The sequence below is a fragment of the Arthrobacter sp. D1-29 genome (assembly GCF_054130585.1).
In genome coordinates, this window is the sequence record NZ_CP096383.1 from 1127759 (window position 1) to 1140263 (window position 12505).

The 12505-nt window shown below is 65.1% G+C and carries 13 protein-coding genes and 1 pseudogene; 11 read left to right on the forward strand and 3 right to left on the reverse strand.

Going from position 1 to position 12505, the window contains the following annotated elements:
- Window positions 1–3: 3 nt before the first annotated feature.
- From M1E17_RS05255 to M1E17_RS05270, 4 genes are all read left to right on the forward strand, one after another.
- Complete coding sequence (locus M1E17_RS05255) at window positions 4–747, forward strand: cupin domain-containing protein (protein ID WP_457965925.1); 744 nt, start codon at window positions 4–6, stop codon at window positions 745–747.
- A 35-nt stretch (window positions 748–782) separates the two neighbouring features.
- The gene (locus tag M1E17_RS05260; RefSeq protein ID WP_457965927.1) at window positions 783–1814 is read left to right on the forward strand and encodes a LacI family DNA-binding transcriptional regulator; all 1032 of its coding nucleotides are present in this window, start codon (window positions 783–785) and stop codon (window positions 1812–1814) included.
- Between the two features lie 56 nt (window positions 1815–1870).
- Window positions 1871–2215, forward strand: coding sequence for an iron chaperone (locus tag M1E17_RS05265; RefSeq protein ID WP_457965928.1), 345 nt, complete (start codon window positions 1871–1873; stop codon window positions 2213–2215).
- An 85-nt stretch (window positions 2216–2300) separates the two neighbouring features.
- The gene (locus M1E17_RS05270; protein WP_457965930.1) at window positions 2301–2813 is read left to right on the forward strand and encodes a GNAT family N-acetyltransferase; all 513 of its coding nucleotides are present in this window, start codon (window positions 2301–2303) and stop codon (window positions 2811–2813) included.
- Between the two features lie 33 nt (window positions 2814–2846).
- On the opposite strand, the gene M1E17_RS05275 is transcribed toward M1E17_RS05270, so the two are convergent.
- A complete protein-coding gene (locus M1E17_RS05275; protein ID WP_457965931.1) occupies window positions 2847–3284 on the reverse strand; it encodes a VOC family protein in 438 nt (145 codons plus the stop codon).
- Between the two features lie 180 nt (window positions 3285–3464).
- Here M1E17_RS05275 and M1E17_RS05280 point away from each other — a divergent pair, with 180 nt between their 5' ends.
- The 6 genes and pseudogenes from M1E17_RS05280 (at window position 3465) to M1E17_RS05305 (ending at window position 7786) form a co-directional block, all read left to right on the forward strand.
- Complete coding sequence (locus tag M1E17_RS05280) at window positions 3465–3728, forward strand: putative quinol monooxygenase (RefSeq protein ID WP_457965932.1); 264 nt, start codon at window positions 3465–3467, stop codon at window positions 3726–3728.
- Window positions 3729–3819: 91 nt separating this feature from the next.
- Window positions 3820–4499: pseudogene (locus M1E17_RS05285) on the forward strand (VOC family protein).
- A gap of 403 nt (window positions 4500–4902) precedes the next feature.
- Window positions 4903–5091, forward strand: a complete 189-nt coding sequence (locus M1E17_RS05290; protein WP_457965934.1) for a hypothetical protein — start codon at window positions 4903–4905, stop codon at window positions 5089–5091.
- A gap of 10 nt (window positions 5092–5101) precedes the next feature.
- The gene (locus M1E17_RS05295) at window positions 5102–6076 is read left to right on the forward strand and encodes an ATP-binding cassette domain-containing protein (protein ID WP_457965935.1); all 975 of its coding nucleotides are present in this window, start codon (window positions 5102–5104) and stop codon (window positions 6074–6076) included.
- A complete protein-coding gene (locus tag M1E17_RS05300) occupies window positions 6073–6906 on the forward strand; it encodes an ABC transporter permease (protein ID WP_457965936.1) in 834 nt (277 codons plus the stop codon). The genes M1E17_RS05295 and M1E17_RS05300 overlap by 4 nt, the downstream gene beginning before the upstream one ends.
- 175 nt (window positions 6907–7081) lie before the next feature.
- Window positions 7082–7786: an SOS response-associated peptidase gene (locus tag M1E17_RS05305; RefSeq protein WP_457965938.1), complete on the forward strand. Its 705-nt coding sequence runs from the start codon at window positions 7082–7084 to the stop codon at window positions 7784–7786.
- A gap of 26 nt (window positions 7787–7812) precedes the next feature.
- Here the strand turns inward: M1E17_RS05305 and M1E17_RS05310 are convergent, their stop codons facing one another.
- A complete protein-coding gene (locus tag M1E17_RS05310; protein ID WP_457965940.1) occupies window positions 7813–8106 on the reverse strand; it encodes a hypothetical protein in 294 nt (97 codons plus the stop codon).
- Window positions 8107–8183: 77 nt separating this feature from the next.
- Here M1E17_RS05310 and M1E17_RS05315 point away from each other — a divergent pair, with 77 nt between their 5' ends.
- The gene (locus M1E17_RS05315) at window positions 8184–8894 is read left to right on the forward strand and encodes a TetR/AcrR family transcriptional regulator (RefSeq protein ID WP_457965942.1); all 711 of its coding nucleotides are present in this window, start codon (window positions 8184–8186) and stop codon (window positions 8892–8894) included.
- Between the two features lie 27 nt (window positions 8895–8921).
- On the opposite strand, the gene M1E17_RS05320 is transcribed toward M1E17_RS05315, so the two are convergent.
- Entirely contained in the window at window positions 8922–12491 is a 3570-nt protein-coding gene (locus tag M1E17_RS05320; RefSeq protein ID WP_457965943.1) for a beta strand repeat-containing protein, read from the reverse strand.
- Window positions 12492–12505 lie beyond the last annotated feature (14 nt).

Genomic DNA, 12505 nt, shown 5'->3' on the forward strand with positions numbered 1-12505 from the left:
GCCATGGCCAGCAGCACGTTCCCGGGCGCCACCGCAGTCTCCGCGGTGAGCATCTACAACTGGCCGGCCAGGGACGGTGCCGCCGGCGGCACGCCGCACATGCACACGGCGTCCACGGAGGCGTACATCGTGCTCGAGGGGACGGGCCGCCTCGAGACCCTGGACTCGAGGGGATTTACGTCCACGGACCTGGCTCCCGGGGTGGTGCTCTGGTTTACGCCGGGTACGGTGCACCGGGCCATCAACACCTCGGGCGATCTCAAGGTGCTGGTCCTGATGCAGAACGCCGGGCTGCCTGAGAACGGGGACGCTGTGATGACGTTCCCGGCGGAGCACCTTGTGGACGTGGAGTCGTACCGGGCCGCCGCTTCCCTCCCGTCCAGGGAGGCCGACGGCGGTGATCCGGCTGCGGAGGAAGCTGTCCGCCGTCGTCGGGATCTGGCGCTCGAGGGATACCTTCAGCTCAAGGAGGCGGTCCTGCGATCCGGAGTTGCCGGATTGGCGGATTTCCATGCGGCTGCGGCGAACCTGGTGAGCGGAAACACCCCAACCTGGACAGGCTTCCTGGAGCAGGGGGCGGCCGCGCAGGCAGCGCTGACAAAGGATCATTTACTCTCTCTGGAATCCAAAGAAAGTTTCTTCCTGCAGGAGTCCGCTACTAGGATGGGAATACGGAAACCCCGCAGAATCTACGGCATGTGTGGACGAATCGAGACCTGGGAACTTTCCGATAACAGTCAGCGCTGAGGGTGATTCCCAGCTCGAAGAGGGCGGTTTGACGAATGACGAAGCCGGACGTGGGACGAGCCACCATCAGCGAGATTGCCCGGGAAGCCGGCGTCTCCGTTCCCACGGTCTCCAAGGTCCTGAACGGGCATGCCCATGTGGCAGCGGCAACGCGCGCCCGGGTGGAGGAAATCATTGCCCGCCGCGACTACGCCCGGCGTCCGGCGAAGCGAAGCAAAAAGGCCGGACTGATCGACCTGGTGTTCCCCGGGCTGGGCTCGGAGTGGGCGCTGGAAATCATCGAAGGCGTGGAGCGCGTGGCGCAGGATGCCGGGTACGGCACGGTGGTGAGCAGCCTTTCCATGGACGGTTCGCGGATCCGGCCATGGCTGGCGAACCTGGCCGAGCGGAAGTCGGACGGGCTGCTGATGGCGGTCTATGAGCTGGACGCCAAGCAGATCCAGCGCATCAAGTCGCTGGGGATCCCGGTGGTGCTGATCGATCCCGTCGGCCAGCCCGGGCCCGACCTCATGACGGTGGGGGCGGCAAACTGGGAGGGCGCGCACTCGGCCACGGAGTACCTGCTGGGGCTGGGGCACCGGCGGATTGGCATGATCGGCGGCCGCGAGGACCTGCAGTGCAGCAGTGCGCGCGAAGACGGGTACATCTCAGCGCTCCGGCGGGCCGGCGTCGGCATAGACCAGGCACTCATGGTTCCCGGTGACTTCTCCATTGAGGCCGGCGAGGCCGGAACCCGCAAGCTCCTTGAGCTGGCGGACCGGCCCACCGCCATCTTCACCGGCAACGACGACCAGGCGCTGGGCGCCTACCGGGCCGCGCGGACGGCGGGCCTTCGGATTCCGCAGGATCTGTCCATCGTTGGCTTTGATGACATCCCGGCCGCCGAATGGATCGAACCGGGGCTCACCACCATCCGCCAGCCCGTGGTCCAGATGGCCGAGACGGCCATGCGCGCGCTGCTCCGGCACCTGGACGGGGACGAGGAGTTGCCGCAGCGGATCGAGCTCGGGACGGAGCTGGTGGTGCGGGGTTCAACGGCGCCGCCGGCGAAGGCCGCGGGTTCCTGAACTGCCGGCTGCTTAGCCCCCTGCCCTGGCTCCAGTCGCGGGACTAAGCTGTCCGCATGGGTTCCGTTGACGATTCCTTAGCCGATTTACCGCCGTCGGAGCGTGCCTGTCTTCAGCATGTGATAGACGTTGCGCGGGCCGTAGCGCCCGAGGCCATTGATGGCGTGAGCTACGGGATGCCCGCCCTGAAGCTGGACGGGAAGCCGCTCCTTGGCGTCGTTGCAGCTGCAAAGCACCTGTCCGTTTTTCCGTTTTCCCCGGAGGTTGTTGACGCGGTTGCCTCACGACTCGAGGGCTTCTCCCTGTCAAAAGGCACCATCCGTTTCACCCCCGACCATCCCCTGCCGGACGACGTTGTTGAGGAGCTCGTCCGGCTGCGCCGCGCGGAGATCCAGAAGTAGCCCGCCGGTGAGCCCAGTCAGAATGGGGACGACGGCTACCCATGCCTGCTGATATTCATCCTCATTGTCGTGACAGGATCGAGAGATGAAGTCATCGACACGTCCGGACGTTCGTGCGGAGCAGGGCAGTGCGGCGGCGCGGGATGCGGCCGGAATCTGGGCTCGTGCTACCGCTCTGCGGGATCAACTGCCCGTCATTGCAGCGCTGGATGACAAACTGCCAGGTATTGAATCAGCGCTTGCCAGAGACGGAGCCCTGCTACTGATGATCCGTATCGATGATCGCGCACTGGCTTTCTCGATCGTCGTCCCTCATATGAATGTCTTTGAAGTGCTCTACCTTGCAGTGGACCCGGAAGCTTGGGGCAAGGGTCTTGCGCGCCAACTCCTTGACCATCTCCGACGCCATTCACTGAAGGCACAGACTCCTATGGAGCTTTGGGTCATCGCCGACAACAAGAGGGCAATCGCATCCTACGAAAAAGCCGGTTGGATTCCGACGTCGGAACTTGAGGTCCGCAATGAGACGGGGCGGCCGGAACGCCGCTACATCCTGTCCGGTAAAGGATGCTTTACCAGAGAGTCTTTCGGCCCTTAGCCCATGCAATTGAGCCCAAAGCCGATTTGGGCGTCAGTCTTTCTTCAGTTCTTGGGCGAGCATCACGAGGATTCCGCTGGGTCCGCGGAGGTACGTGAGTTTGTAGACGTCGCCGTAGGTTGCCACACCGCGCAGCGGATGGCATCCGTGCTTGGCAGCTACCTCGAGGGCCTTATCGATGTCGTCTACTGAGAAAGCCACGCGGTGCATGCCAATGTCGTTGGGACGCGTCGGGTCCGACTCGATCGCCTCAGGATGGATGTATTCGAAGAGCTCCAGCCGACCAAGACCGTCTGGGGTCTGAAGCATCGCGATCTTGGCATGGTTTCCATCAAGTCCGACGGCGGTGTCGGCCCACTCCCCGCTGACCGTGTCACGGCCCGCGACAGTAAGACCGAGATCGGTGAAAAAGGCGATTGCTGCTTCGATATCGCGAACAGCGATACCTACATTCTCAAATTTGATGGCCATGCGTTGAAAGCTACCAAGGCTGAGCAATTAGCTCCAGTGGCGAGGCGACACTGTCTGTGCGTTGGCCGATCGATGGGCTGGCACGAGACTAAGTGTTTATACCTTGACCAGCCCTGGTCCCGGATCTAGCTTGACGCTACGAACCAACCAGATCTCGGGACCAGTTGAAGGAGTTTTCCCATGGCACTCGTCACCCTCCTCCACCGCTTCGCCGACTACGACACCTTCCGCAGCGTCTACGACTCGGCGGAAGGGCTGCGGCAGTCCGGCGGGGTGACCGATCATTCAGTGCACCGCATGGCCGACGATCCCAATAACATCCTGGTGCTCCACTACTTCGATTCAGTCGAGGCAGCCCGCGCATACCTGAGCAATCCCGGATTGAAAGTCGCCATGCTGCAAGCCGGCATGCAAGGCGAGCCGCGGATCGAGTTCTACGAGTAAGGACCCGTCCTGCCCGTTCCGCTTCGATAGCTCCGCCACCCTCAAGCAACTGCCTGGCGCTGTCGCGCGTCCCGAGCGGTACGGTTAGGGTGTGAATGCCAGAATCGATCACCTGGTCATCGCCGCCGATTCGCTGGAACAGGGCGCTGCCTGGTGCGAGGCGACATTCGGCATTCAGCCCTCCGGCGGCGGTAAGCACCGTTGATGGGTACTCATAATCGAGTGATTGCCATCAGCAGTGAGAGTTTTCCCGATTGCTACCTCGAGGTCATCGCGATCGATCCCGACGCGCCGGCGCCGGGGAGGCGGCGGTGGTTCGGGCTCGACGACCCCGAGGTGCGCGAGGCTGTCCGCGAATCCCCTCGGCTGGTGCATGCAGTGGCACGCACGCGCAAGATCGAAATGCTGTGCCGGGACCTCACCAACTTCGGCCTCAATCCTGGCGTGCTGCTTGCGGCCCAGCGCGACACGCCTCATGGACTGTTGAAATGGCGGATCACAGTCCGCGACGACGGCGCCACTGAATGCGCCGGCGCGCTGCCCAGCTTGATCGAATGGGAAGGGCAACATCCGTGTGCCCACATGCCCCCAACAGATGTCACCCTGCAGGGCCTGGTGCTGCGCGGTGTTCCGGTGCAGGCGGCCGACGTGCTGAAGCTTCCGGCAGTTCACACGAGTCCCATCGACGATGAACAGAAAACACCGCTTACCGCGACGCTGGAATCGCCGCGCGGGGGCGTTGTGCTCGATGCGTGGCACTCCGAACGCTGAAGCCGGCGGAGGGCGGGCCGCACGAGCATTCTTAGGGGTCCGGCTACTGGGGGTATGGCCGGGTTTCCTGCTCCCTGTCGGGAGTGCCACGGGAGTCGCCGCATCCTGAAAGGGCCGGCAGGACCACCCGAGCGAAAACTCTGATCGATTTGAATCTCCCCATGCGGACCACCTACCCAGGCATCCTTCCGGCTTCATTCTCTCCTGAGCTCCGTGAGGTCGCGGGAGCGTTGCCGGGTTCGCTGTAACGCAACAGCGACTTCGAGACTGGTCCCGCGAATTCGGCCAAGCCATGGAATCAACTCTTGCCCGTGACGTCAGTATGGTGTCATACTGACGTCGTGAACATTTCCCCGAGACGTACAGGGCATATTGCCGCGCATCCCGATGGAGGTGAAGTCGGGTGGAGAGCCTGTGGGCGGAGCGCGGTTCGGTGGTGTCACTAACGATGTCATCTGACACCACACTGAAACCTGGGGCGGCGCCCGAGGCCCACCCTCAAACCGACGACGGCGCCTACCACCGCCTCAAAGTCACTGCCCGCCCCACCAAATACGGCAGCTTCCGCGCCTTCCGCGCGGCGGTGCTCTGAAGAAGGAGACATGATGACCCGCACAGTTATCGCCACGGACCTAGCCTTCGATGTCCGCGGCCTGCGTAAGAGTTTCGGCGAGCACACCGTGCTGGACGGCATCGACCTGCAGATCGAACGCGGCAGGGTGTTTGCCCTCCTCGGCCCCAACGGTGCCGGTAAAACCACCACCGTCCAGATCCTTGCCACGCTGATCAAGGCTGACGGGGGCACCGCCCTGGTGGGCGGCCATTCCGTGACCCACGAACCGGGCCGGGTCCGCCGGGCCATTGGCGTGACCGGACAGTTCTCCGCCGTCGACGAACTCCTCACCGGCGCCGAGAACCTCCGGCTGATGGCGCGGCTGCGCCATGTGCCCAAGGGTGAGCGGGAGGCATTGATCGAGCGTCTGCTGCGCCAGTTCGATCTTACGGAGGCCGCCACGAAGCCCGTGTCCACCTACTCGGGAGGCATGCGGCGGCGCCTTGACCTGGCCATGACGCTGGTGGGGGACCCGAGGATCATTTTCCTCGACGAGCCCACCACTGGCCTGGACCCGCGCAGCCGGCGGGCCATGTGGGACGTGGTGCGCACGCTGGTGGCCGGCGGCGTCACCCTTTTCCTGACCACCCAATACCTCGAAGAGGCGGACCAGCTGGCGGACCGGGTGGCCGTGCTCGACGGCGGCAGGATCGTCGCCGAAGGCACCCCTGCCGAGCTCAAGGCAGCCGTGGGCGAGGAGCAGCTGCGGCTTCGCTTCATCACCGAAGACCAGGCGGGCAGGGCGCGGACGGCGCTGGCCGCCGTCGTCCAGGACGTTTTGCCGGCCTCCGACGCCGGACTGGAGCTCCGCGTGCCAACACCCGCCAACGGCGCGGCCGTGCGCGGCGTGCTGAACATTTTGGCGGCAGCCGGGGTGGAACCGGCCGAAGTCACCACCGCCGCCCCCGACCTTGACGATGTCTTTTTCGCGCTCACCGGGGCACCTACCAAGGAGGAAGCATGACAACCATGAAAGCACCGGCAGCGGCATATGAGCCCAGCGCCGTGCAGCACGCCCTCGCGGACACCGTGACCCTGACCGGCCGGGGACTGAAGCGGCTGGTCCGTTACCCGTCAATGATCATCATGATGGTCGGCTTGCCCGTCATCTTCCTGCTGATGTTCGTGTACGTGTTCGGCGGCATGATGGGCGCGGGGCTGGGGGCGGAGTCCGACAGCGGGGTGGCAGCCTACCTCCAGTACGTGGTTCCCGGGATTGTACTGATGGCAGTGGGTACCGGGGGAGCGGGCACAGCGATCTACATTGCAATGGATATGCGGCAGGGTGTGGCGGCCCGGCTGGCAACGACGGACGTCTCCCGCATCGCGATCCTGTCTGCACACGCCGTGGTCAGCGTGGTGCAGGCGCTCCTGGCCACGCTCGCTGTAGGGGCCGCGGCGATGCTGCTGGGCTTCCGGCCCGCCGGCGGGGTGTGGGGAGTCCTGGCCGCGCTGGGCGTCGTTGCCCTGATCGGCTTCGCCATCACCTGGCTGTGCCTGGCGCTGGGAATCGTCGCTGACACCGTTGAAACGGCCAGCAACTCGCCCATGCCGCTGTCCTTCCTGCCGTTCCTGAGCAGCGGGTTCGTCCCCACTGATTCCATGCCCGCATGGTTGGGTGTGGTGGCGGAGTACCAGCCGTTCACTCCGTTCATTGAGACGGTGCGCGGGCTGCTGATGGGTACGGGCGTTGGAAACTACGGGTGGCAGGCCCTGGCGTGGTGCGTGCTGCTGACCGGTCTGGGCATGGCGTGGTCGCTGACCAAGTATGAGGCCAGCCAGACCCGCTCATAACCGACTATTGGCCCTGGCCAGCTACCCCCTCACGCTGCTAATGAAATGCGAGGGCCTGGATGCCGGGCAATTGGCCGCCGCTCAGTCCGCCGTCCACCCATGTCGCTGCTCGGCCTGCTGCGGCGGCGGCCCGCACCACCATCGCGGAGGACGTTTTTTACGGCACAATGAACTCATGTGCGGCAGATACGTGATGTCGAAAGCCACGGGCGATCTCCTGGCTCACTTCGAGGCCAGAGACGTTGAGGGCAGCCCGCCTCCGCCGAGCTGGAATGTTGCGCCCACCCAGGATGTCCCCATCATCACGGAGAAGCTGGACGAGGACTCTGTGGAGCGGCGGCTGCTGATCGCGCGCTGGGGTTTGGTTCCGTCCTGGGCCAAGGACGTCAAGATCGGCTGCAAGCTGATCAACGCCCGCAGCGAATCGATCCTGGACAAGCCGGCCTTCCGGAAGGCGGCCATCACGCGCCGGGCCCTGATCCCGGCGGACGGGTACTACGAGTGGGAGAAGACTGAGGACGGGAAGAAGATCCCGCACTACCTCTACTCCGACAAGGATGAGGTGTTGGCCTTCGCCGGCCTGTACGAGTTCTGGCCGGATCCGGCCCTGCCCAAGGACGATCCTCACCGCTGGCTGCTCAGCTGCACTGTCCTCACGACGACGGCCCACGACTCACTTGGCCACGTCCACGACAGGGCCCCGGTCATCGTCCCCCCTGGCCTGTACGCAGACTGGCTCAACCCGGAAATCAGGGAGAAGGAGGACGTGCAGGAATTGCTGGACGCCATCCCGGAAGCAATCCTGACGCCGAGGGTGGTGACTGATCGCGTGAACAGTGTGGGCAACAACGGCCCTGAGCTGATTGAGCCGGCACAGTAGCCGTCACGCAGCCAGACCATTGCTGTTCAGTACTCCCGGGCGTCAACCATTTCCAGGATATGGGTGGTGGCTTCGCCCATCTTGGCGGGCGACTTCTCCGGGGATGGCCAAACCTTGGTGCGAAGTATGTCCAGGAACGTGCCGGCGTTCTGGACCGAGTCGAAGTCGATGTCCAGCATGACGCGGTGCTCGTTGTCCACCGGACGGAAGATCCGGTAGCTGCGCGCGCCGGAACGCTGCCGCCCGCCGGCATCCTTTTCGAAAGCATTCCTCCAGAGGTCATAGTCACGAACCTCAAGATCGATCCGCAGGGTAGCCATTGACTTTCTCCTCTCGATGCAGCATCCGGGTATTGATTACTCGAACCGTGTAATGATTACGCTGATATTCTACTCGTATGGAAACAGTGGTCAATAGCAGCCGAAGGTATGATTCGCCGCGCCGCCGGGCCCAGGCGCAGGCCACCCGACAGGTGATCCTGGACGCCGCGCAGCGTCTCTTCGAACGCCAGGGCTATCCCGCGACGTCAATGCCGTCCATCGCGGAGGAGGCCGGGGTTGCCCTGAAGACCATCTATGTCTATTTCGAAACCAAGGCCGCCCTGGTCCGCGCGCTGTGGGACGCGCGCCTGGGCGGGGAGGAAGCAGAGGTCCCCGTCCTGGAGCGCGACTGGTACCGCGCAGTGGTCAACGAACACGACGCCGAGCGGAAGCTCCGCCTCGTGGCGGCGCAGGCACGCCGGGTGAAGACGGGCTCGGGGGCTTTATTGGAGGTTATCCGGACTGCAGCCTCAGCCGACCCGGAGATCGCTGCCCTCTGGACCGGTATCGAGGCAAAACTTCTGGATGTGCAGCGTGCCATCGTGGAGCAGCTCCATGTCAGCGGATCACTTGCGAAGTCCCTCGACGTCGTGCGGGGAACAGACATCCTGTGGACTCTCAATCACCCCACGGTGTGGCAGCTGCTGGTCCCGGGGCGGGGCTGGACCGGCGAGGAATATGAGCGCTGGCTGGGGGACGCCTTCTGCTCCCAGCTGCTTAGTGCACACCAGGCTGAGCCACCCCAAGCTGATCCACCCAAACCGAGGGCATCCAAAGCGAAGGGGTAGGTCAGCGACTTCTGGAACTCCGCCGGCTCATTGGACCATAAAGGGATCACTGATTGCTGCCGTGAGCCCGTTGGAGGTTGCGGTCAGCGTGCGGGTCCCCGTCCTGCTGATTCGGCAGCCGCTGAAAGTACTCAAACCGGCGACGGCGTTCTGGGGGTTTGCCGTGCAGGTCAGGGTAGGGTTGCCCTGCTTTTCCGTGATGGCCAGCGTGACCGCTGCCGTGCTGGAGGTGACGGTGTTGCCGCCGGCGTCCTGGACTGTCACCACGGGCTGGGTGGTGAAGGCGGTGTTGACGGACGCGCCCGCTGGCTGTGTGGTGAAGACCAGACGGGTGGCGGGGCCCACCGAGACGGTGAAGCTTGAGCTGACGGCCGTGGTGAGCGTTCCCGAGGTGGCGGTGAGGGTGTACGTCCCGGCCTTATTCACCGCGCAGCCGGTGAAAGCGGCCACGCCGGCTACTGCTGCCTTGGGGTTGCCCGTACATGCCAGGACGGCTCCGCCGGGCGTGGTGATGCTCAGCGTGACGGAAGCTGTGCTGGTGGTGGTGTTGCCGGCGTCGTCCTGGATGCTCACTGCCGGCTGCGTGGGGAAGGCGGTCCCGCCGGTGGAGTTTGCCGGGTTGGTGGTGAAGGCGAGTTTAGTGGGAGCCCCTCCGGCGATGGTGAAGGTGGCGCTTGTGGCCGGGGCGAGCGCGCTGGAGGCCGCCGTCAGGGTGTAGGTGCCCGCCTTGTCAATGCTGCAGCCCGTGAATGCGGCGATGCCTGAGGCTGCGTTCACCGGGTTCTGGGTGCAGACCAGGACCGCGCCTGCCGGTGTGGTGATGCTGAGCATGACTGGTGCGGCGCTGCCGGTGATGGTGTTGCCGCCGGCGTCCTGCACGGCCACTGCCGGCTGGGTGGCGAAGACCGTGTTGTAGACGGAGTTCGACGGGGTGCTGGTGAAGCCCAGCTTGGCCGCCGGGCCCGTCGTGACGGTGAAGGAGGAGCTGACAGCTGCGGTCAGGGTTCCCGACGTCGCGGTCAGGGTGTAGGTGCCGGGCTTGTTGATGCTGCAGCCGGTAAACGCGGCCACGCCTGATATGGCGGCTTTAGGATTGGCCGTGCAGCTCAGGGCGGCTCCACCGGCGGGTGCGGTGATGCCCAGGGTGACGGCTGCCGTGCTTGCCGTTGGGTTGCCGTCGGCATCCAGGATGGTGATGACGGGCTGGGTGGGGAAGGCAACCCCGCCGGTGGAACCGCTGGGGCTGGTGGTCACGGAGAGTTTGGTGGCCGTGCCGCCGGTGATGTTGAAGCTGGCGCTGGTGCCTGCGGTGAGCGTGCCGGAGGTGGCTGTCAGGGTGCGGGTTCCCGTTTTGCTGATCCTGCAGCCTGCGAAAGTGGCAACACCGGACACGGCGTTTTTAGGGTTGCTGGTGCACGTGAGGCTGGCCCCGCCGCTGGGGGACGAGATCTTCAGCGTGACGGGGCCGGTGCTGCCGGTGATGGCGTTGCCGCCGGCGTCCTGGACTGCCACAGCTGGCTGGGTGGCGAAAACGGTGTTGACCGGGCTGCTGGAAGGGGACGTGATGAAGGCCAGTTTGGCCGCCGGACCGGTGGTGATGGTGATGCTGGTGCTGACTGACGATGTGAGGCTTCCGGACGTGGCGGTGAGGGTGTAGGTGCCCGGCCTGTTGATGCTGCAGCCAACAAATGCGCTGACGCCCGAAACGGCAGCGACGGGGTTCGCAGCACAGGCCAGGGTGGCACCGGCAGGTGTGGTGATGGTCAGGGTCACCGCGGCGGTGCTGTCGGTCATGGTGTTGCCGCCTGCGTCCTGGATGGCCACCACCGGCTGGGCCGGAAAGGGGACGCCGCCGGTGGAGTTGGTCGGATTGGTGGTGAAGCCGAGTTTCGTGGGCGTTCCCAGGGCAACGGTGAAGTTGACGCTGGTGGTGGTGAAGCCGGCTCCTGTCGCTGTCAGGGTGTAGGTGCCTGCCTTGTTGACACTGCAACCGGAGAAGGAGGCCAGACCCCCGTTTGTGGTCACGGTGTTTGCCGCGCAGCTGAGGATGGTTTCGCCGGGTGCGCCCGTGATGCTCAGTGTGATGGCAACGGTGCCGCCGGCGGTGTTTCCGCCGGCGTCCTGCAGGGCCACTGTCGGTTGGGTGGCGAAAGCGCTGCCGGCCGTGGCCTGGGACGGCTGGACGGTGAAGCCCAGTTTTGCCGGCGCACCGGCAGCGACGGCAACAGTATCGCTGAGCGCGAAGATGAGCCCGGCGGAAGTGGCAGTCAGTGTGTATGTGCCGGCCCTGTTGATGCTGCAGCCTGAGAAAGTTGCCACGCCTGCGGCAGCTGCCACCTGCGTGGCGGTGCAATTCAGGGTTGCCCCGGTTGTTCCGGTGAGCGTCAGGTCCACGGTGGCCGCCGACGTCGTGACTGTATTGCCGCCGTCGTCCTGGATGCTGACGGCGGGCTGTGTCCCGAAAGACACGGAGCCGGTGGAGCCGGAGGGCTGGGTGGTGAAGGCCAGCCTGCTGGCCGCCCCGATGGTGACAGTGAAGCTGGCGCTGACAGTGGTGAAGCCGGCACCGCTGGCTGTCAGGGTGTAGGTCCCGGTTTTGTCGATCCTGCAGCCTGAGAACGAGGCCGCGCCGGCGGCGGCGCTCTTGGGGTTGGAGTCGCAGCTGAGGTTGGCCCCGGCGGGTGAACTGCTGATGCTCAGCGTGATGGGGGCCGTGCTGGTGGTGACGGTCCGGCTGGAACTGTCCTGGACAGAGACGGCTGGCTGGGCGGCGAAGACTGCGCCGCCGGTGGCTCCGGAGGGCGACGTGGTGAAACCAAGTTTGGCCGCCGTGCCGGCGACTGTGAAAGCCGTGCTGACCGCGCTGGTCAGCGGGAACGAGGCAGCGGTCAGCGTGTAGGTGCCCGGGCCGGTGACGGTGCAGCCCGAGAACGTTGCCGTGCCGTTCACCGTGGTGGCCGGAAAACAGCCCGTGAGCAGGCCGCCTGAAGCGGTGATGGAAACAAGGGTGGGGGCCTGGGTGGTGACGATGCTGCCGTTCAGGTCCGTGACGACGACGACGGGCTGGGTGGGAAGGGCCACACCGCTGGAGGAGTTGGCTGGCTGGGTGAGGAACAGAAGCTTTGCGGCTGAGCCCGGCGGGGTGACCCCGACGCTCCCGCTCGATGCGCTGGAAGCGGTCCATGTCCTGTACACGGACGTGACCGTATAGCTGTAGTCCCCAACGGGGACTTTAATGTCATCACAGGCGGTTCCGGTGGTGGTGGCGGATGCGCTGGTGCCGCAGGCCGCCGTCGTGGAACCGTCACTGGCCCTCGTTCTGGTGACGAAGTAGCCGGTGGGTGCGGGGGTTCCGACGGCGGCCGTCCAGCTCACGCGGACGGTGCCTGTGCTGCTCGACGGGACTGAGACGTTGGTGGGCGGCTGCAGGCTGCCCAGGGTGGCGGAGCTGATGCCGGAGACGGGGCCGGTGGAATATGCAAGGGCCGGGTCGATGCCAGGTGCCAGCAGGGCGGCGACGGCAAGGACAATGACCACCACGGCATGCTGCGCGCGGCGGAATCCTCCCATCGCTCCATCTGGGCGCTGGAAAACCATCTGACCCTCCATCG

What these genes read in the sequence shown, in the direction of transcription:
- M1E17_RS05305 (WP_457965938.1), top strand. Translation starts at nt 7,082, where the DNA reads ATGTGCGGCAGATACGTGATGTCGAAAGCCACGGGCGATCTCCTGGCT.
- M1E17_RS05265 (WP_457965928.1), top strand. Translation starts at nt 1,871, where the DNA reads ATGGGTTCCGTTGACGATTCCTTAGCCGATTTACCGCCGTCGGAGCGT.
- M1E17_RS05270 (WP_457965930.1), top strand. Translation starts at nt 2,301, where the DNA reads ATGAAGTCATCGACACGTCCGGACGTTCGTGCGGAGCAGGGCAGTGCG.
- M1E17_RS05310 (WP_457965940.1), bottom strand. Translation starts at nt 8,106, where the DNA reads ATGGCTACCCTGCGGATCGATCTTGAGGTTCGTGACTATGACCTCTGG.
- M1E17_RS05295 (WP_457965935.1), top strand. Translation starts at nt 5,102, where the DNA reads ATGATGACCCGCACAGTTATCGCCACGGACCTAGCCTTCGATGTCCGC.
- M1E17_RS05320 (WP_457965943.1), bottom strand. Translation starts at nt 12,491, where the DNA reads ATGGTTTTCCAGCGCCCAGATGGAGCGATGGGAGGATTCCGCCGCGCG.
- M1E17_RS05255 (WP_457965925.1), top strand. Translation starts at nt 4, where the DNA reads ATGGCCAGCAGCACGTTCCCGGGCGCCACCGCAGTCTCCGCGGTGAGC.
- M1E17_RS05280 (WP_457965932.1), top strand. Translation starts at nt 3,465, where the DNA reads ATGGCACTCGTCACCCTCCTCCACCGCTTCGCCGACTACGACACCTTC.
- M1E17_RS05260 (WP_457965927.1), top strand. Translation starts at nt 783, where the DNA reads ATGACGAAGCCGGACGTGGGACGAGCCACCATCAGCGAGATTGCCCGG.
- M1E17_RS05300 (WP_457965936.1), top strand. Translation starts at nt 6,073, where the DNA reads ATGACAACCATGAAAGCACCGGCAGCGGCATATGAGCCCAGCGCCGTG.
- M1E17_RS05315 (WP_457965942.1), top strand. Translation starts at nt 8,184, where the DNA reads ATGGAAACAGTGGTCAATAGCAGCCGAAGGTATGATTCGCCGCGCCGC.
- M1E17_RS05275 (WP_457965931.1), bottom strand. Translation starts at nt 3,284, where the DNA reads ATGGCCATCAAATTTGAGAATGTAGGTATCGCTGTTCGCGATATCGAA.